This is a genomic window from Streptomyces sp. OR43, assembly GCF_008042275.1.
In the GTDB taxonomy this organism is placed as follows: Bacteria; Actinomycetota; Actinomycetes; order Streptomycetales; family Streptomycetaceae; genus Streptomyces.
Genome location: NZ_RDBK01000043.1, coordinates 2,865,752 through 2,882,928 on the forward strand (window position 1 = coordinate 2,865,752; position 17,177 = coordinate 2,882,928).

Genomic DNA, 17,177 nt, shown 5'->3' on the forward strand with positions numbered 1-17,177 from the left:
GTGGTGTGGTGGTGGGGGCGGGCTCGATACGGCGGGCGCCCCGGGGAAAACGAAGGCGCCGCGGCCGCCGTCCGGAGGGACGGCGGCCGCGACAGGAATGCGGCCGGCTCGCGATGCGGCCGGGTCAGGCCATCGCGCCACCCGTCGCCTGGCGACGGCGCAGCTTGTACGCGCCGACACCGACACCGCCGAGCAGCAGCAGCGAACCGGCCGCCAGGCCGCCGCCGGTCATCGCCATCGCGCCGCCGCCGGTGTGCACGCCGCCGCTGGGCTTGTCCTTCTTCCAGCCCTCGTCGCTCTTCTCGGACTTCGAGGACGTGTCGGACTTCTCGCCCTTCTCCGTCTTGCCGGCCTCGTCGCTGCCCGGCTGCCACTCCTTGGCGACCGTCATCGACAGGGCGCCGCCACCGGCGTGCATGCCGCCGCTGGGCTTGCCCTCGTCCTTGTACTTGCCGCCCTCTTCGTCGTTGCCGGGCTGCCATTCCTTGGTGACCGTCGAGGACAGGGCGCCGCCGCCGGTGTGGACGCCGCCGCTCGGCTTCTCCTTCTTCCAGTCGGAGTTGCCGCCCTCGTCGTCCTTGCCGGGCTGCCACTCCTTGGCGACGGTCATCGACAGCGCGCCGCCGCCGGTGTGCACGCCGCCGCTGGGCTTGTCCTTCTTCCAGCCCTCGTCGTCCGACTTGCCGTGCTCGTCGCCGGTGACCGTCTTGGCCAGGGCGCCGCCGCCGGTGTGGACGCCACCGTTGGGCTTGTCCTTCTTCCAGCCGCCGTCCTCGCTGCTGGAGGACGAACCGCTGTCGTGCTCCCAGTCGCCGGTGGTCATGGCGTACGCGGAGGGAGCGGTGATCGTGAGGACCGCCGTGACGGCGGCCGTGGCGAACAGGGTGCGGGCAGAGCGCATCTGAACACGTTTCCTTTCGTCGCGACTGCGAAGAGTGACGGAGCGTCGACTCTGTGTGGCGCGGTCGCTACGTGATCCACCGTCAGCCCGGAGCCCGGAGCGCGCCATCGGGGAGCTCCGCATTGGAGCTACGGCATGGGCTCATCGAGTGGCGAAGAACGGATAATCACCCGTTGGACGGCACGGCGCGCCGAAGAGAGGTTTGGCCGCGGCCGGGTCCCCCGTTCGCTGACGGGGCCTCACCGTGCGGCAGCACGTGCGGCGCCGGTAATTGGGTTGCGCCGTCGGCTCGCGCGCTGTTCTACTCGCCGCATCAGCCGACAGGACCAGGAGAAAACGATGCGCGGATCTCACATGTTCGTCTCGACGGGAATTCACCCCACCGCTGACCACATGGAGTTCCGTGCACACGCTCAATCTTGGAATTCTGGCGCATGTCGACGCCGGTAAGACGAGTCTGACCGAGCGGCTGCTCCACGCCGCCGGAATCATCGACGAGATCGGCCGCGTCGACGACGGGAACACGCAGACGGACTCGCTCGCGCTCGAACGGCAGCGCGGGATCACGATCAAGTCCGCCGTCGTCTCTTTCGCCCTCGACGACGTCACCGTCAACCTGATCGACACCCCCGGCCACCCGGACTTCATCGCCGAGGTGGAACGGGTCCTCGGCGTGCTCGACGGTGCGGTCCTGGTCGTCTCCGCCGTGGAGGGCGTCCAGGCCCAGACCCGGGTGCTGATGCGTACGCTCCAGCGCCTGCGCATCCCCACCCTGATCTTCGTGAACAAGACCGACCGGGCCGGAGCCCGGTACGCGCCGGTGCTGCGCGAGATCACGGAGAAGCTCACCCCGCACACGGTCGCGAGGGGACCGGCCGTCACCGGCCTCGGCACCCGCGAGGCCCGCAGCGTGCCGTACGCCGACGACGACCCCCGCTTCCTGGACCGGCTCGCCGATCTGCTCACCGAGCACGACGACACACTGCTCGCCGCGTACGTCGAGGGCGGCGAGGAACTCGCACCGGCCCGGCTCAGGGCGGCACTGGCGAAGCAGGCCCGGCAGGCCCTCGTCCACCCCGTCTACTTCGGCTCGGCCGTCACCGGCGCCGGCATCACCGCCCTGACCGACGGGATCAAGGAACTGCTGCCCGCGGCCGGGGACGACGCGGACGGGCCGGTCTCCGGCACCGTCTTCAAGGTCGAACGCGGCCGGGCAGGCGAGAAGCTCGCCTGGGTCCGGATGGTCTCCGGGACCGTACGCACCCGCGACCGGCTGGTGTTCGGGCAGGGCCCCGGCGAAGTGTCCGAGGGCAAGGTGACCGGCGTCCGGGTCTTCGCCGACGGCGCGGACGCCGACGCCGCGTCGGTGGGCCCGGGGCGGATCGCGAAACTCCGGGGACTCGGGGACATCAGGATCGGTGACGCGGTCGGCGATATCCGTGCGGCGGTCACCGGGCACCACTTCGCCCCGCCGACGCTCGAATCCGTGGTGGCTGCCGCTCCGCCCACTTCCCGGGGCGAACTGCATTTCGCTCTCGCGCAACTGGCCGAGCAGGATCCGCTGATCAATCTGCGGCAGGACGACATCCGTAAGGAAGTGTCCGTATCGCTTTACGGCGAAGTGCAGAAGGAAGTCATCCAGGCGACGCTCGCGGAAGAATTCGGCATTGATGTCACCTTCCGCGGAACCACGACCATCTGTCTGGAAAAGCCGTCCGGAACCGGATCGGCTGTCGAGATCATCGACAAGGACGACAACCCCTTTCTCGCGACGGTCGGACTGCGCGTCGATCCCGCCCCGCCCGGCAGCGGGGTCACCTACCGGCTGGAGGTGGAGCTCGGCTCGATGCCGTACTCCCTGATGCGAGCCGTCGAGGAGACCGTCACCGAGACGCTCGCACAGGGCCTGTACGGCTGGCGCGTCACCGACTGCGCCGTCACGATGACGCACTCCGGCTACTGGCCCCGGCAGAGCCACTCGCACGCCGTCTTCGACAAGTCCATGTCGAGCACGGCCGGCGACTTCCGCCAACTCACGCCGCTGGTCCTGATGGCCGCGCTCCGGCAGGCCGGCACCACGGTGTACGAGCCGATGCACCGCTTCCGGGCGGAGCTCCCGGCCGACACGCTCGGGCCGCTCCTGCCGGTCCTGGCCCGCCTGCGCGCCGTCCCGGGCCCACCGTCCGTCGACGGCTCGCGCTGCGTACTGGAGGGCGAGGTCCCGGCCGCCCGGGTGCACGAACTCCAGCAGCGGCTGCCCGGGCTGACTCGCGGCGAAGGGCTGCTGGAGACCGCCTTCGACACCCACCGCCCCGTCACCGGCACCGTCCCCCGGCGCTCGCGCACGGACCACAACCCGCTCGACCGGAAGGAGTACCTGCTGCACACGATGAGGCGGGCCGGCGGCGGACAGGAGTGAGCGGCCGTCCGCGGCCCCTCAGTTCAGCATCGCCCGCGCCGCCCGCGCACTCCCGCGCACCGCCTCCGCGGCAGCCGGGTCGACGTCCGCGAGCACCTGCGCGTACTCCTCCATCTCCGCCGCCCCGCGCAGGAACTCCCCGCCCCGGACCAGCAACTGGGCCCGCTCGTAGCGCAGCCGCGCCGGGTGCGACGGCAGGAGCAGGGACAGCTCCACCGCCCACAGCGCCACGTCGTTGCGTTCCGGGCGGGCCGCCGCCCACGCCCGGATGTTGTTCAGGATCCGCAGCACGGTCTCCAGCGGCTGCGCCGGCACCAGCATCGACGCCTCCAGCGACTGCCCGGTCGCGCCCGCCACCAGCAATTCCGCGTCCTGGCCCGTCAGCGGCCGCCCACCCGCGAACGGATCGGCCAGCACCCGCTCCGCCGGATCCCCGAAACCGACCACGAAGTGGCCCGGCAGCGCCACCCCGTACACCGGAGCGCCCGCCCGCCGGGCAACCTCGATCCACACCACCGACAGCAGGATCGGCAGCCCGCGCCGCCGCCGCAGCACCTTGTGCAGCAGCGACGACTCCAGCCGCTGGTAGTCCGCCGAAGCGCCCTCGAACCCGTACCGCTCACCGAGCAGTCCGGCCAGCGCCGAGGCCCAGGCGCGTCCGGTGCGCAGCCCGTACGGCAACAGTCCCGCGAGCCGGTCCAGCTCGATCTGGGCCGCGTCCATGGCGTCGGCGTCCAGCGCGGGGTCGGCCTCCGCGCCCAGCAGCAGGCAGAGCAGCGCCAGATCCGGGCGCTCCGCCCGCGCCTCCTCGGCGAACCGGCGGCGCAGCTCGTCCTTGTCGTGCCTCTCGGGAGCCATCGCGCTACGCCGCCCGGAAGTGGTGGTACGAGTGATGCGTCGCGAAGCCCATACCGTCGTACAGCGCCCGGGCGCCCTCGTTGTCCGCCTCCACCTGGAGCCACGCCGCCGACGCGCCCTCGTCCATCGCCTGCCGGGCCAGCGCGGTCATCACGGTGGTGGCGAGCCCTCTCCTGCGGTGCTCGGGAGCCACCTCGACGGCCATGAAACCGGCCCACCGCCCGTCCACGACACACCGTCCGATCGCGGCGGGCGCCTCGTCCCCCGCCCCGCCCGGCACGGTCGCGAACCACACCGACGGGCCGCTGCCCAGGACCGCGGAGACCTGCGGGCCCGGCGCCCCGACGCGCTGGTAGCGGGCGAGCCACGTCTCGTCCACCTCCCGGCTCAGCCGCACCCGCGACACCTCGGCCGCCAGATCACCGATCGGAGCCAGCGCCGCGATCCGCACCTGAGCCGTCACCTCGCGCTGCCAGCCGTGGTCCTCCAGAGCCGCGCACAGTTCCTCCTGGGTGTCCTCGGCACCGGTCGCCGCCTGGACGTAGGCGGGCAGCCCGCGCTCCGCGTACCACTGCCGGACCCGTGCGAGCGCGGCGTCGAGCGGCACGCCCGGCTCGCCGAGCGGCAGTACGGAGTTGGCACGCCGGGTGAACCCGCCGGCGGCGCGCAGCAGCCAGTCGCCCAGGGGCTCGCTCTCCACGGGCTGCCAGGCACGTGCGCAGACCGGGGCGAGTTCGCTGAAGGAGGCCGCCGGACCGCGCCTGCGGGCCGGGGCGGCCGGCACGACCTTTCCCGCCACCAGGGCCGATTCCGGGATCCGGACGGACTCACCGCTCTTCGGTGTGACCGACAGCACACCCGTGTTCCAGGATGTGAGAACACCGACCGTGTCGGTGAATTTCGGACCCTGGGGGCCGTCCTCGGTCAGGCGCCGGACTGATACCCGTTTGCCCACGTCAGCCGGTGCAATTCGGACCTCCAGCCGTCCGCCCATGGTGAATTCCACAGCTCTGTCCGCCCCTCCTGTTCGGATCGTGCCCGGGAACGGAGATACTAGGTGCGGGCATCGACGACGCCGCGCTCCCGCGCGAGAGCCAACGCCCTACCGAGGAGGAACGACAGCGTGACCTACGTCATCGCGCAGCCTTGTGTCGACGTAAAGGACAAGGCCTGCATCGAAGAGTGCCCCGTCGACTGTATCTATGAGGGCCAGCGGTCCTTGTACATCCACCCGGACGAGTGCGTCGACTGTGGAGCCTGCGAGCCGGTCTGCCCGGTCGAGGCGATCTTCTACGAGGACGACACCCCGGAGGAGTGGAAGGACTACTACAAGGCGAACGTCGAGTTCTTCGACGACCTCGGGTCGCCGGGTGGTGCCTCCAAGCTGGGTCTGATCGAGCGCGACCACGCGTTCATCGCCGCGCTGCCGCCGCAGAACCAGTAGCAGCGCTCCGGCACGTGCGTCGCCCCGGTCCCGTACGGCTCGTCACCGTGCGGGGCCGAGGTGTTTCCCGCGGCCCCTGGGGGCCGCCCGCGTGAACCCCGTACGAGAAAGCAGAGATCCGTGTCCGCAGTCTCCTCCCGTCTCCCGGTCTTTCCCTGGGACAGGCTCGCGCCCTACAAGTCGACGGCCGGCGGCCACCCGGACGGCATCGTGGACCTGTCCGTCGGCACGCCCGTCGACCCGGTGCCCGAACTGATCCAGCGGGCGCTCGTCGCCGCGTCGGACAGCCCCGGCTATCCGACGGTGTGGGGGACGGCCGCGCTGCGCGACGCCCTCACCGGCTGGGTGGAGCGCCGCCTGGGCGCCGTCTCGGTGACGCACGAGAACGTGCTGCCCGTCGTCGGCTCCAAGGAACTGGTGGCCTGGCTGCCTACCCAGCTCGGCCTCGGCGCCGGTGACAAGGTCGCCTACCCGCGGCTCGCCTACCCGACGTACGAGGTCGGCGCCCGGCTGTGCGGTGCCGAGCCCGTCGCCTACGACGACCCGACCGAACTCGATCCGGCCGGACTGAGGCTGCTCTGGCTCAACTCGCCGTCCAACCCGACGGGCCGGGTCCTGGCCAAGGACGAGCTGACCAGGATCGTCGCCTGGGCGCGCGAGCACGATGTGCTGGTCTTCAGCGACGAGTGCTACCTGGAGCTGGGCTGGGAGGCCGAACCGGTCTCCGTGCTCCACCCGGACGTCTGCGGCGGTACGTACGAGGGCGTCGTCGCCGTCCACTCGCTCTCCAAGCGCTCCAACCTCGCCGGCTACCGCGCCGCCTTCATCGCGGGCGACGCGGCCGTGCTGAGCGAGCTGCTGCTGATCCGTAAGCACGGCGGGATGATGACGCCGGCCCCCGTCCAGGCGGCGACCGTCGCCGCGCTCGGCGACGACCGTCACGTGGCCGAGCAGCGCACCCGGTACGCGGACCGGCGCACGGCCCTGCGCACGGCGCTGGAGGCCCACGGGTTCCGCATCGAGCACAGCGAGGCGAGCCTCTACCTCTGGGCGACCCGCGACGAGCCCTGCTGGGACACCGTGGCGTACCTGGCGGAGCTGGGCATCCTGGTGGCGCCCGGTGACTTCTACGGGCCGGCGGGCGACCGCTTCGTGCGCGTGGCGTTCACGGCGACCGACGAGCGCGTGGCGGCCGCGGTCAAACGACTGGGCTGAGCCGTCCGTACGCATGGAGGGGCCCCGGGAGTGCGCACTCCCGGGGCCCCTCCATGTGCACGGACGTGGTGCGGATCAGCCGATCGGCAGGCCGCCGAGCTTGCCGGTGGGCAGACCGCCCTTGGTCACGGCGCCGGTCGCGTCGCCGAGGGTGTCGCTCGCGCCGCCCTTGGCGGCCTTGCCTGCACCCTTCGCCGCGGGCGCGGCCTTGCCGCCCGCCTCGCCGAGGGTCTTGGCCGCCACCGGCAGCGTGGTGCCGACGACCTTGCCGCCGGCCTTGCCCGCGGTGTCGGCGGCCGGCTGGGCCGCGTCGACGGCCTGGCCGAGTCCGGCGCCCTCGACGGTGGTGAGACCGCCGAGCTCCGGGGCCTGCGGGAGCTGCGCGGCACCTGCGACACCGGCCGCACCGACCACGGGGGCCGCACCCGCCGCGATCAGCAGCGCGGTACGGGCGATCCGACGGGTCAGGGGGAGGGACATGATGCTCCTTCGACGGGGTGGGAAATCCTGGTGTCCGTGGGCCGGACGCCATGACAACCGTCGTGGGGGAGGGAGAGGTTGCGGTGTGCCGAGGTAAAGATCGGGTAATGCGTCACATAATCCGCAACGGAGAAACCCGGGCGGACACGGCAGCGAGCGCCCCTGCGCCGAACCGTCACTTCCCTTTGGCCGCAAGGCGATAGCCGCGTACGGAAGGCAGTCCGGGGGGTGCGGTGCGGAGCCCGTCCGGAGAAGGAGCGGACTCCCCTGGACGGGTGACGGGCCGTACTACTGCGCGAGGCCTATCCGGACCGCAGTGGTGCCCGATTCCTTGCGCTCCGTCCGCCAGCCCGACCCGGAGTCCCACTTCTTGCCGGCGTACGCGACCTCGTCGATGCCGAGCGCCTCGGACTGCGCGACCGCCCAGTGCGCGAGCTCCCAGCCGCGCCGCGGAACCCCGTCCTGGCCGGCCCCGAGAGCCGTCCGCACCGGAACCGAGAGCCTCCCCGCGTCCGCGGCCGCCCCGGCGGCCGGGGTCTTCGCCGCCTCCGCGTCCTCGGAAGGCAGCACGTCCTTGCCGAAGGAGCGCACCAGCGCGGCCCGGACCTTCGCCGCCTCGCCCGTCCCGGCCGTGCTCCGCGGCGGATCGCAGTTCAGGGCCGCCGGCGCCCGGCCGGTCAGCGCCGCCGCCAGCAGCGCGGCATCCGGCTCGTGCTTCGCGTACGCCTGCGGGAAGCCACTGCGCTGGACCCGCTGCGCGGCCACGGTGAGCGGCAGCCGCGAGTAGCCGGGCACCTCGGCCAGGTGCTCGTAGAACTTCCCGGCCGAGTACACGGGGTCCAGGATCTGCTTCTCGGTGCCCCAGCCCTGGGACGGGCGCTGCTGGAAGAGGCCCAGCGAGTCCCGGTCGCCGTGCTCGATGTTGCGCAGTCCGGACTCCTGCAGCGCCGTCGCCAGCGCGATCGTCACCGCGCGCTCCGGCATGCCGCGGGTGGTGCCGACCGCGGAGATCGTCGCGGCGTTCGCCGCCTGCTCCGCGGTCAGCCGGTACGTCCGTCCCTCGCCGTCCGAACCGTCGGCCGACTCCACCGTGCACTGGTCGGAGCCCTTGCCGCCGGTCACGTACTGCACGGTCAGATAACCGGCCACCGCCACGAGTACGGCGAAGGCCGCCGTGAGGCGCAGACGACGGCTGCGGGCGGTGTGTCGGCGGGCAGGGGCAACGGTCCGGGGCACGGGGCCACCGTACGCGAGGCACGGTGCCTGTCCGGAGTCCCCCGTCGTTCGCGCGGAGCGCGGGCGCAGCGGCGGTCGGTGCGTGCGTGCCGGGCGTCGGGACACAGGCGGGGGGCTCCGGACAGGCACTAGGGTCGTAGCCATGGCCGAAAGCACGCTTGACCTCACACTGGACGGACCCGCGCTCACCGCGTGGCTCGTCGACTTCCCCTCGGTCAGCGGGGAGGAGAAGGGCCTCGCCGACGCCGTCGAGTCGGCGCTGCGGACCCTCCCGCACCTGACCGTCGACCGGCACGGCAACAACGTCGTCGCCAGGACGAACCTGGGCCGCGCCGAGCGCGTCGTACTGGCGGGTCACATCGACACCGTGCCGATCGCCGACAACGTGCCCTCGCGCCTCGACGAGGACGGCCTGCTGTGGGGCTGCGGCAGCTCCGACATGAAGTCGGGCGTCGCCGTCCAGCTGAGGATCGCCGCCACCGTGCCCGAGCCCAACCGCGACCTCACCTTCGTCTTCTACGACAACGAAGAGGTCGCCGCCGACCTCAACGGACTCGGGCACATCGCCGCCGCCCACCCCGACTGGCTGACGGCCGACTTCGCCGTCCTCCTGGAGGGCTCCAACGGAGAGGTCGAGGGCGGCTGTCAGGGCACGCTGCGCGTCTTGCTGCGCCTGGAGGGCGAGCGGGCGCACTCCGCCCGCAGCTGGATGGGGTCCAACGCCGTCCACGCCGCCGCGCCCGTCCTCGAAAGGCTCGCCGCCTACGAACCGCGCAAGCCGGTGATCGACGGACTGGAGTACCACGAGGGGCTGAACGCCGTCCGGATCGAGGGCGGCGTCGCCAACAACGTCATCCCCGACGCCTGCACCGTCGTCGTGAACTACCGCTACGCCCCCGACCTGAGCGCCGAGCAGGCCATCGCCCATGTGTACGAGGTCTTCGCCGGCTGCGGCGTCGCCGAATTCATCGTCGACGACCACTCCGGCGCGGCCATGCCGGGCCTGTCCCACCCCGCGGCCAAGGCCTTCATGGACGCGGTCGGCGGCACCGCGAAGCCCAAGTTCGGCTGGACGGACGTGGCACGCTTCGGCGGCCTCGGCGTGCCCGCGGTGAACTACGGCCCCGGCGACCCGATCCTCGCCCACAAGCGCAACGAGCACGTGAAGGTCGAACGGATCACCCACTGCGAGGACCGGCTCCGCTCCTGGCTCACGACCTGACCCCTCACATTCCCCTGCCCGTAACCTCCGGCGATCTACGCTGGCGGGAGACAGGGCGCCGCAGGGCGGCCCTGACGTCGGCGTAGGGAGCAGTCATGGGCAACGCGGAGGACGCAAGGATCCCTGAGGGCGCGGAGGTCCCCGAGGGAGCGGTCAGGCCCGAGGAACAGCGGCTCGGCCCGGTGCTGCGCCGCAGGGACCAGGTGCAGCCCGGTACGACCGATCAGCGGCTGCTGGACTCCGAGGGCGACTCCGAGTGGGTGCACACCGACCCGTGGCGGGTCATGCGCATCCAGTCGGAGTTCGTCGAAGGCTTCGGCGCGCTCGCCGAACTGCCGAGCGCCATCAGCGTCTTCGGATCCGCCCGCACACCCGCCGGCGCGCCGGAGTACGAGGCAGGGGTACGCATCGGCCGCGCGCTCGTCGAGGCGGGCTTCGCGGTGATCACCGGGGGCGGCCCCGGCGCGATGGAGGCGGCGAACAAGGGCGCCCGGGAGGCGAAGGGCGTCTCGGTCGGCCTCGGTATCGAGCTGCCCTTCGAGTCGGGCCTCAACCCCCACGTCGACATCGGCGTCAACTTCCGCTACTTCTTCGTCCGCAAGACGATGTTCGTGAAGTACGCACAGGGCTTCGTCGTCCTGCCCGGCGGCCTCGGCACCCTGGACGAACTCTTCGAGGCACTCACCCTCGTTCAGACGGGCAAGGTCACCCGCTTCCCGATCGTGCTGTTCGGTACGGAGTACTGGGGAGGCCTGGTGGACTGGCTGCGGGACACGGTGGTGGCCCAGGGCAAGGCGTCGGCGAAGGACCTGCTGCTGTTCCACGTCACGGACGACGTGGACGAGGCGGTGAACCTGGTGACGAAGGAGGTCGGGCGGTAGCGCTTCCGCCCCTTCCAGCCCCTCCGGCGTCTGAGGAGCGGGGGTCGGAGAGACACGGGATGCGAAGCGGTGCGCTCAGGCTGGGCCGGCGCGAGTTCGGTGCGCAGGAACCGGTGATCATGGCGATCGTGAACCGCACCCCGGACTCCTTCTACGACCAGGGCGCCACCTTCCTCGACGAGCCCGCCCTCTCCGACTACGCCAGCCCTCGCCGCGCCACCGCCGGCGCCCGGTGTCCGGCGATGGACGCCACCATGTCCAGGACGTCCCGCGTCTCCGCCACCTCGTGCACCCGGTACACCCGCGCCCCCAGCCACGCGGACACCGCGGTCGTCGCCAGCGTGCCGAGCAGCCGCTCCTTCACCGGCCGGTCGAGCGTCTCGCCGACGAAGTCCTTGTTGGACAGGGACACGAGCACCGGCCACCCCGTCTCCGCCATCTCGCCGAGCCGGCGTGTCGCCTCCAGCGAGTGCCGGGTGTTCTTCCCGAAGTCGTGACCGGGGTCGATCATGATCCCGTCCGGCCGGACTCCCAGATCCACGGCCCGCTCGGCCAGCCCCACGGTCACCCGCAGGATGTCGGCCATCACGTCCTCGTACCCGGCCCGGTGCGGCCGGGTACGCGGCTCGGCGCCGCCCGCGTGGGTGCAGACGAGGCCGGCCCCGTACCGCGCGGCGACCTCCGCCAGCTTCGGGTCGACGCCGCCCCACGCGTCGTTCAGCAGGTCGGCCCCGGCTTCGCAGACGGCCTCCCCGACCTCGTGGCGCCAGGTGTCGACGCTGATCACTACGTCCGGGTGGCGGCGGCGCACCTCGGCGACGAACCCGACGGTGCGACGGGCCTCCTCCTCGGCGGTGACCTCCTCGCCGGGGCCCGCCTTCACCCCGCCGATGTCGATGATCGCGGCGCCGTCGGCCACCGCCTGCTCGACCCGGGAGAGTGCGGGCTCGTCGAGGAAGGTGGCGCCCTGGTCGTAGAAGGAGTCCGGGGTGCGGTTCACGATCGCCATGATCACCGGTTCCTGCGCACCGAACTCGCGCCGGCCCAGCCTGAGCGCACCGCTTCGCATCCCGTGTCTCTCCTTCGAACCTTCGGACCTTCGGACCTTTGAATCCGCCCAGCAGATCTCCGCCGGAGCCGACTGCGACCCTAACTGTCAGTGCCGCATGGCACGATCGGACCCGGACGAATTCCGCTCCCGGGGAGATACGCGTGTTCTGGTTCTTGCTGCTCGCGATGGTGGTGGTGGTTGCCGCGGTCACGCTCGCCGTGGTCGGCGGAGGGAAGAGCGCCATCCTGCAGGACGTGGCGCCCGAGCAGCTGACGGATCCGCTGCCCGCGACGCGCCCGGTCGGCCGCGCGGACGTCGAGGCGCTCCGGCTGCCCGTCGCCGCGCGCGGTTACCGGATGGCCGATGTCGACGACGCGCTGGGCCGGCTCGGCGCCGAGCTCGCCGAGCGCGACGCCCGGATCGCGGAGCTGGAGTCGGCGCTCGCCGGCGCCCAGGCCACGAGAGCCGGCCGGCCCGATCTTCTCAAGCGGCCCGAGGACGCCCCACGGTCGCCCTGGGAGGCTCCGGAGGCGCAGGACGGAGTTCCGCGGCCCGACGAGGAGACCGGGCGATGAGCGGCGGCGCCGAAGCGGCGGCGGACGGCGGACTGCGCTGCCCCTGGGGCCTGTCCACCGAGGACTACCTCGTCTACCACGACACCGAGTGGGGCCGGCCGGTCCACGGTGACGACGCCCTCTTCGAACGGCTGTGTCTGGAGGCGTTCCAGTCCGGGCTGTCCTGGCTGACGATCCTGCGGCGCCGCGAGGGCTTCCGCAGCGCGTTCGCCGGGTTCGGCATCGCGAAGGTGGCCGCGTTCACCGACGCGGACCGGGAGCGGCTCCTCGCCGACGCGGGCATCATCCGCAACCGGGCGAAGATCGACGCCACCCTCGCCAACGCCCAGGTGCTGACGGGCTGGCGGGACGGCGAGCTGGACGAACTGATCTGGTCGTACGCCCCGGATCCCGCGAGCCGCCCCGCCCCTCGCGTCCTCGGAGACGTGGCGGCCGTCACCGCGGAGTCCACGGCACTGTCGAAGGACCTCAAGAAGCGCGGGCTGCGGTTCATCGGTCCGACCACGGCCTACGCCCTGATGCAGGCGTGCGGCCTGGTCGACGACCACCTCGCGGACTGCGTGGCCCGCGGCGGCGGCTCGGCGGCCTAGCCGGGAGCCGGACTACCGCCCCACGTACTTCGGCGACCTGTCCTTGTCGAGGAACGCCTGCACCGCGGTCCCGTGGTCCTGCGACGCGCCCGCCCTCGTCTGGAGTTCGTCCTCCTTCTCCAGTGCCTCGCCCAGGGTGTGCCCGGCGCCGTAGGCGAGGGACTCCTTGAGTGCCGCGTACGCGACCGTGGGGCCGTCCGCGAGGGCGCGGGCCACCGCGGTGGCCTCGGCGACGAGGTCGGCGGCGGGCACCAGCTTGTTCACGATGCCCAGGTCATGGGCGGCCTGCGCCGAGATGGAGCGCGGGAAGAGCAGCAGATCGGCGGCGCGGCTCCGGCCGATCAGCCGGGGCAGTGTCCACGACACACCCGAGTCGGCCGTCAGGGCGACCCCGGCGAACGAGGTGTTGAACGAGGCGGTGTCGGCGGCGACCCGGTAGTCGCAGGCGAGCGCGAAGCCGAAGCCCGCTCCGGCCGCGGCACCGTTGATCCCGGCGACGACCGGCTTGGGCATCTCCGTGAGTGCCCGCACGATGGGGTTGTAGTGCTCCCGCACCGTGCTGAGCGCGTTGCCGCCGCCCGACGCGCGGACCTCGGCCAGCTTGGAGAGGTGCTCCTTGAGGTCCTGGCCGACGCAGAAGGCGCGCCCGCCGGCCGCGGTGAGCAGAACCGCCCGCACGGCGGTGTCGGCACCGGCCGACTGCAGGGCGTCTCGCAGAGCCACCTTGGCCGCGGTGTCCATGGCGTTCATCGCGTCCGGACGGTTGATCGTGATCGTCGCGAGCCCGCCGCTCACTTCATAGAGCACGGAGTCGTCGTGATCGGCCATGTGCGGTCCCCTTTGCGCCTCGTTCAACATGCCTGTCCAGGCAAGCATGGCCGACTTCGGCGAGGGCGAACATGTGACCTGCGTCTAACAATTCCGCCGCGAAGAGGGGGGCGGGGGGACGGAGTATCGCAGTCGGATCGCCGAATTGGGTGGTTTTGAGAGAGCGCGTTGCGCAAGCGATGCAGAGCGATGTTGGTCATCGGGGTCTGTGATGCGGGATAATGGCCTGGAAGCAATGTGTTCGATGCCGGTGAGGCAGCGCCTGTCATGGGGCCGCCGGTTGCGATGAGCTGGTTTCAGGAAGGGGAACGAGCATGGCGGCCATGAAGCCGCGGACGGGCGACGGCCCGCTCGAGGTGACAAAGGAGGGGCGGGGCATCGTCATGCGCGTTCCGCTCGAAGGCGGCGGTCGGCTTGTCGTGGAGCTGACTCCGGACGAGGCCGATGCACTCGGCGATGCCCTCAAGAAGGTCGTCGGCTAGCAGAAGGCGCCCACACTTCACCACTGCCCCGGCACGGTCTCCGTGCCGGGGCAGTGGTGCGTTCCGGGTGCGCTGCGGCGGTGCGGGGCTGACGGGGGGGCCTCAGCCCCGGCGTACCGCGCAGAGGAGGCCGTCGCCCACCGGCAGCAGCGTGGCCATCAGTTCCTGGCTCTCGCGGACSGCCCGCAGCAGTTCGCGCAGCCGCAGCACCTCGGCGGGCTGGGCCGCGGAGTCCACCGTGCGGCCGTCCGCGAAGACGCCCTCGAAGCAGACCAGGCCGCCGGGCCGCAGCAGGCGCAACGATTCAGCGAGGCAGTCCAGGCTCTCCATCCGGTCGCCGTCGCAGAACACGAGGTCGTAACCGCCGTCCGCCAGCCGGGGGAGGACGTCGAGGGCGCGGCCGGGGATGAAGCGGGCCCGATTGGCGGCGAAGCCCGCCGCGCGGAACGCCTCGCGGGCGAACTGCTGGCGCTCGGGTTCCGGGTCGACCGTGGTCAGTACGCCGTCGGGGCGCATGCCGTGCAGCAGATAGAGGCCGGACACGCCCGTTCCGGTGCCGATCTCCGCCACCGCTTTGGCGTCCGTGGTGGCAGCGAGAAGGCGCAGCGCAGCGCCGGTGCCTGGTGACACCGAGCGGAGCCCCGCGTCCCGTGCCCGGTCCCGGGCCCAGCGCAGTGCTTCGTCCTCGGCGACAAAGGCATCGGCGAACGCCCAGCTCGTCTGCCGGTTGGCGGTAATGACCCTCTCCTGTCCCCGTAGTTGGCGCAACGGTGACTGTATCCGCTGCGCCCGGGAACCCGCAGATGGGACCGGGCGTTAGGGAAGGGCAGGGGAAAGCACGTGGGATCGGGCCCGCAGACCGGGCCCCGGACCGGCGGCCAGGACGTTCCCGGGGGAGACCCCGGCCCCAGCAGGAAAAAGGCTTATCCGGAGCTAACGGGCGAGGTGGCTAGGGTAGGGGCTCCACTGGACACCACCAGAGCCGACAGGGGAGGTGCGGCTGCGCCTGTGGATCGGGGAGGAGTGCTGTGGCGCTTTCTCAGGTCGGCGGGTGAGCCGAAATCCGTGACCAACATTGCTGACCGTTCTTCCAACGACTCCGCACCGACCGCGACCTTCGCCTCAGATGCGGACTCCCAGGCGTGGACGCCGCCCTCATGGGAAGAGATCGTCAGCACGCACAGCGGTCGTGTCTACCGCCTTGCCTACCGACTGACGGGTAACCAGCACGACGCCGAGGATCTCACTCAGGAGGTCTTCGTCCGGGTGTTCCGTTCGCTTTCGACGTACACGCCCGGCACCTTCGAGGGCTGGCTGCACCGCATCACGACCAACCTGTTCCTGGACATGGTCCGTCGTAAGCAGCGCATCCGTTTCGACTCCCTCGGGGACGACGCCGCGGAGCGGCTGCCGAGCCGTGAGCCGTCTCCGCAGCAGGTCTTCAACGACACCCACTTCGACGCGGACGTCCAGCAGGCGCTGGACACCCTCGCGCCCGAATTCCGGGCCGCGGTCGTGCTCTGCGACATCGAGGGACTCTCGTACGAGGAGATCGCCGCGACACTCGGCGTGAAGCTCGGCACCGTGCGCAGCCGTATCCACCGCGGACGCTCGCACCTGCGCAAGGCGCTGCAGCACCGTTCGCCCGAGGCCCGTGCCGAGCAGCGCTCCCTGGCGGGCGCCCTCGTGTCAGGGGAGGGCGGAACGGCGTGAGCGGCACAGGTCCGACCTCCGCGGAACAACATCTGGGCGACCGTCTCGCCGCGCTGGTGGACGGCGAGCTGAAACACGACGCCCGCGACCGGGTGCTCGCCCACCTCGCGACCTGTGGCAAGTGCAAGGCCGAGGCTGCCGCCCAGCGGCGCCTGAAGAGTGTCTTCGCACAGTCGGCCCCGCCCTCGCCCTCCGAGGGGTTCCTTGCCCGTCTCCAGGGCCTTCCCGGTGGACCGGGTGGTGACGACGCCCGTCGGGGAAGACCTCTGGGTGAACCGGGGCGCTTCGGCGACGGCGTCCTTCCCGTGATGCACCCCCACGGCAGCCGCGCGGAATCTCCTTCCGACGACTCCGTGCCGGCCACCTTCGGCTACCTTCCGACGCTGCACGGTTCGACCGCGGTGATGCCCGCAGCTCCGGCCGGTTCCGTCTTCCGGATCCATGAGGTCGGTCGCGAGGGCGACCGCTCGCCGTGGCGCGGCCGCCGGTTCGCCTTCGCCGCCGCCAGCGCCGTCTCACTGGCCGCCATCGCACTCGGCGGCGCTCTGCCGACGGACTCCGGCACCGAGACCCCCACGCGCGCCGAGGGCCCGGGCAGCGCCGTGGCCCCGATCGACGCCGACGCCCGCGCGGAGAGCGGCAACGTCAGCCGTCGCGGAGGCGGCAGCCACGGCACGCTCGCCGCGGCCGGCACCGACCGCCCGTTCTCGCTCGCGGTGAACGCGGCGCCGCCGGCGTTCTCCTCGACGCCCTCCCTGCTCGGCACCGGCGATCTGAGCGGCAACGCCTTCGCGCTGACCGCCCGGACCACCGTGTCCGCGCCGTCGCTGATACGTCCCGACGCAAGCAACCCGCTGTTCGCCCGTGCCCTCGGCAGCGGACTCGCCCCGGCCACCCCGGCGCCGTCCGCGGACCCGTCCCGGAGCCCCACCACGGCCGCCGGAGTGCCGGCCCCCGCCCAGCACGGCCTGCCGCTTTCGCCCCGTCACTGAGGAAGGCCGCCGTACGGGGCTGCGCAGGGCATCCGTAAACCTGGTTGAATTCCGGCAGGATTTCCGGAGGGACGCCCCTGGCGGGGCGTGCAGAGGCCGGTTCACGGCAGTTGCGGGGAGAGCATGGACGACGGGAAGGCCACCGAGCCGAAGGCGAAGTGGTGGAGCCGGCCCACGCCGGGGCGCAGCACGCGCACGGCGCCTCAGGAGCCGTCGCCCGTCGAGGACGCGATGCCCCGGGCCGGCGCACCCGGCGTCAGCGAGGCACCCCAGGACGCACCGCGTGAGAC

18 protein-coding genes and 1 pseudogene are annotated in these 17,177 nt (G+C 71.9%); 11 read left to right on the top strand and 8 right to left on the bottom strand.

All coding sequences use genetic code 11. The features are described from left to right. Positions 1-124: 124 nt before the first annotated feature. Positions 125-901: a hypothetical protein gene (locus tag EAO72_RS31930; protein ID WP_148020557.1), complete on the bottom strand. Its 777-nt coding sequence runs from the start codon at positions 899-901 to the stop codon at positions 125-127. Positions 902-1,304: 403 nt separating this feature from the next. On the opposite strand from EAO72_RS31930, the gene EAO72_RS31935 reads away from it, so the two are divergent. Further along, complete coding sequence (locus EAO72_RS31935) at positions 1,305-3,320, top strand: elongation factor G (RefSeq protein WP_148020558.1); 2,016 nt, start codon at positions 1,305-1,307, stop codon at positions 3,318-3,320. A gap of 18 nt (positions 3,321-3,338) precedes the next feature. Here the strand turns inward: EAO72_RS31935 and EAO72_RS31940 are convergent, their stop codons facing one another. Then, on the bottom strand, positions 3,339-4,178 hold the full coding sequence (locus EAO72_RS31940; RefSeq protein ID WP_148020559.1) for a transglutaminase-like domain-containing protein: 840 nt from the start codon (positions 4,176-4,178) through the stop codon (positions 3,339-3,341). A gap of 4 nt (positions 4,179-4,182) precedes the next feature. Then, positions 4,183-5,184 (bottom strand): GNAT family N-acetyltransferase, encoded by a 1,002-nt coding sequence (locus EAO72_RS31945; protein WP_148020560.1) that lies wholly within the window; start codon positions 5,182-5,184, stop codon positions 4,183-4,185. A 117-nt stretch (positions 5,185-5,301) separates the two neighbouring features. On the opposite strand from EAO72_RS31945, the gene fdxA reads away from it, so the two are divergent. Together fdxA and dapC are read left to right on the top strand one after the other, a co-directional pair. Continuing rightward, a complete protein-coding gene (fdxA, locus tag EAO72_RS31950) occupies positions 5,302-5,622 on the top strand; it encodes a ferredoxin (RefSeq protein WP_018956287.1) in 321 nt (106 codons plus the stop codon). A 120-nt stretch (positions 5,623-5,742) separates the two neighbouring features. Next, the gene (gene dapC / locus EAO72_RS31955; protein ID WP_148020561.1) at positions 5,743-6,837 is read left to right on the top strand and encodes a succinyldiaminopimelate transaminase; all 1,095 of its coding nucleotides are present in this window, start codon (positions 5,743-5,745) and stop codon (positions 6,835-6,837) included. Between the two features lie 75 nt (positions 6,838-6,912). Here the strand turns inward: dapC and EAO72_RS31960 are convergent, their stop codons facing one another. Both EAO72_RS31960 and EAO72_RS31965 read right to left on the bottom strand, forming a co-directional pair. Further along, the gene (locus tag EAO72_RS31960; protein ID WP_148020562.1) at positions 6,913-7,317 is read right to left on the bottom strand and encodes an ATP-binding protein; all 405 of its coding nucleotides are present in this window, start codon (positions 7,315-7,317) and stop codon (positions 6,913-6,915) included. A 288-nt stretch (positions 7,318-7,605) separates the two neighbouring features. Further along, positions 7,606-8,553, bottom strand: coding sequence for a hypothetical protein (locus tag EAO72_RS31965; RefSeq protein WP_261991693.1), 948 nt, complete (start codon positions 8,551-8,553; stop codon positions 7,606-7,608). 142 nt (positions 8,554-8,695) lie between these two features. Between EAO72_RS31965 and dapE the strand changes: the two genes are divergently transcribed. The 3 genes and pseudogenes from dapE to EAO72_RS31980 all read left to right on the top strand — a co-directional run. Further along, positions 8,696-9,775, top strand: a complete 1,080-nt coding sequence (gene dapE, locus EAO72_RS31970) for a succinyl-diaminopimelate desuccinylase (protein ID WP_148020563.1) — start codon at positions 8,696-8,698, stop codon at positions 9,773-9,775. A 95-nt stretch (positions 9,776-9,870) separates the two neighbouring features. Continuing rightward, a complete protein-coding gene (locus EAO72_RS31975) occupies positions 9,871-10,656 on the top strand; it encodes an LOG family protein (protein ID WP_148020564.1) in 786 nt (261 codons plus the stop codon). 59 nt (positions 10,657-10,715) lie between these two features. Continuing rightward, positions 10,716-10,850, top strand: a pseudogene (locus EAO72_RS31980) (dihydropteroate synthase); the annotation flags it as partial. Positions 10,851-10,852: 2 nt separating this feature from the next. Here the strand turns inward: EAO72_RS31980 and folP are convergent. After that, positions 10,853-11,725 carry a dihydropteroate synthase gene (folP, locus tag EAO72_RS31985; protein WP_148020565.1) on the bottom strand — a complete coding sequence of 291 codons (873 nt, stop codon included), beginning with the start codon at positions 11,723-11,725 and terminating at the stop codon, positions 10,853-10,855. Positions 11,726-11,868: 143 nt separating this feature from the next. On the opposite strand from folP, the gene EAO72_RS31990 reads away from it, so the two are divergent. Both EAO72_RS31990 and EAO72_RS31995 read left to right on the top strand, forming a co-directional pair. Then, a complete protein-coding gene (locus EAO72_RS31990) occupies positions 11,869-12,282 on the top strand; it encodes a hypothetical protein (protein WP_148020566.1) in 414 nt (137 codons plus the stop codon). Beyond that, positions 12,279-12,872 (top strand): DNA-3-methyladenine glycosylase I, encoded by a 594-nt coding sequence (locus EAO72_RS31995; RefSeq protein WP_148020567.1) that lies wholly within the window; start codon positions 12,279-12,281, stop codon positions 12,870-12,872. Before EAO72_RS31990 ends, EAO72_RS31995 begins: the two co-directional genes overlap by 4 nt. 12 nt (positions 12,873-12,884) lie before the next feature. Here EAO72_RS31995 and chcB read toward each other — a convergent pair whose 3' ends face one another. Next, a complete protein-coding gene (gene chcB, locus EAO72_RS32000) occupies positions 12,885-13,700 on the bottom strand; it encodes a 2-cyclohexenylcarbonyl CoA isomerase (protein ID WP_148020568.1) in 816 nt (271 codons plus the stop codon). Positions 13,701-14,014: 314 nt separating this feature from the next. Between chcB and EAO72_RS32005 the strand changes: the two genes are divergently transcribed. After that, entirely contained in the window at positions 14,015-14,182 is a 168-nt protein-coding gene (locus EAO72_RS32005) for a DUF3117 domain-containing protein (RefSeq protein ID WP_003966491.1), read from the top strand. 102 nt (positions 14,183-14,284) lie between these two features. Here EAO72_RS32005 and EAO72_RS32010 read toward each other — a convergent pair whose 3' ends face one another. Beyond that, positions 14,285-14,950 carry an O-methyltransferase gene (locus EAO72_RS32010; RefSeq protein ID WP_148020569.1) on the bottom strand — a complete coding sequence of 222 codons (666 nt, stop codon included), beginning with the start codon at positions 14,948-14,950 and terminating at the stop codon, positions 14,285-14,287. A 297-nt stretch (positions 14,951-15,247) separates the two neighbouring features. On the opposite strand from EAO72_RS32010, the gene sigE reads away from it, so the two are divergent. Continuing rightward, on the top strand, positions 15,248-15,895 hold the full coding sequence (gene sigE / locus EAO72_RS32015) for an RNA polymerase sigma factor SigE (RefSeq protein WP_261991694.1): 648 nt from the start codon (positions 15,248-15,250) through the stop codon (positions 15,893-15,895). Further along, on the top strand, positions 15,892-16,887 hold the full coding sequence (locus EAO72_RS32020) for an anti-sigma factor family protein (protein ID WP_148020570.1): 996 nt from the start codon (positions 15,892-15,894) through the stop codon (positions 16,885-16,887). Before sigE ends, EAO72_RS32020 begins: the two co-directional genes overlap by 4 nt. The last annotated feature ends 290 nt before the right edge of the window (positions 16,888-17,177 follow it).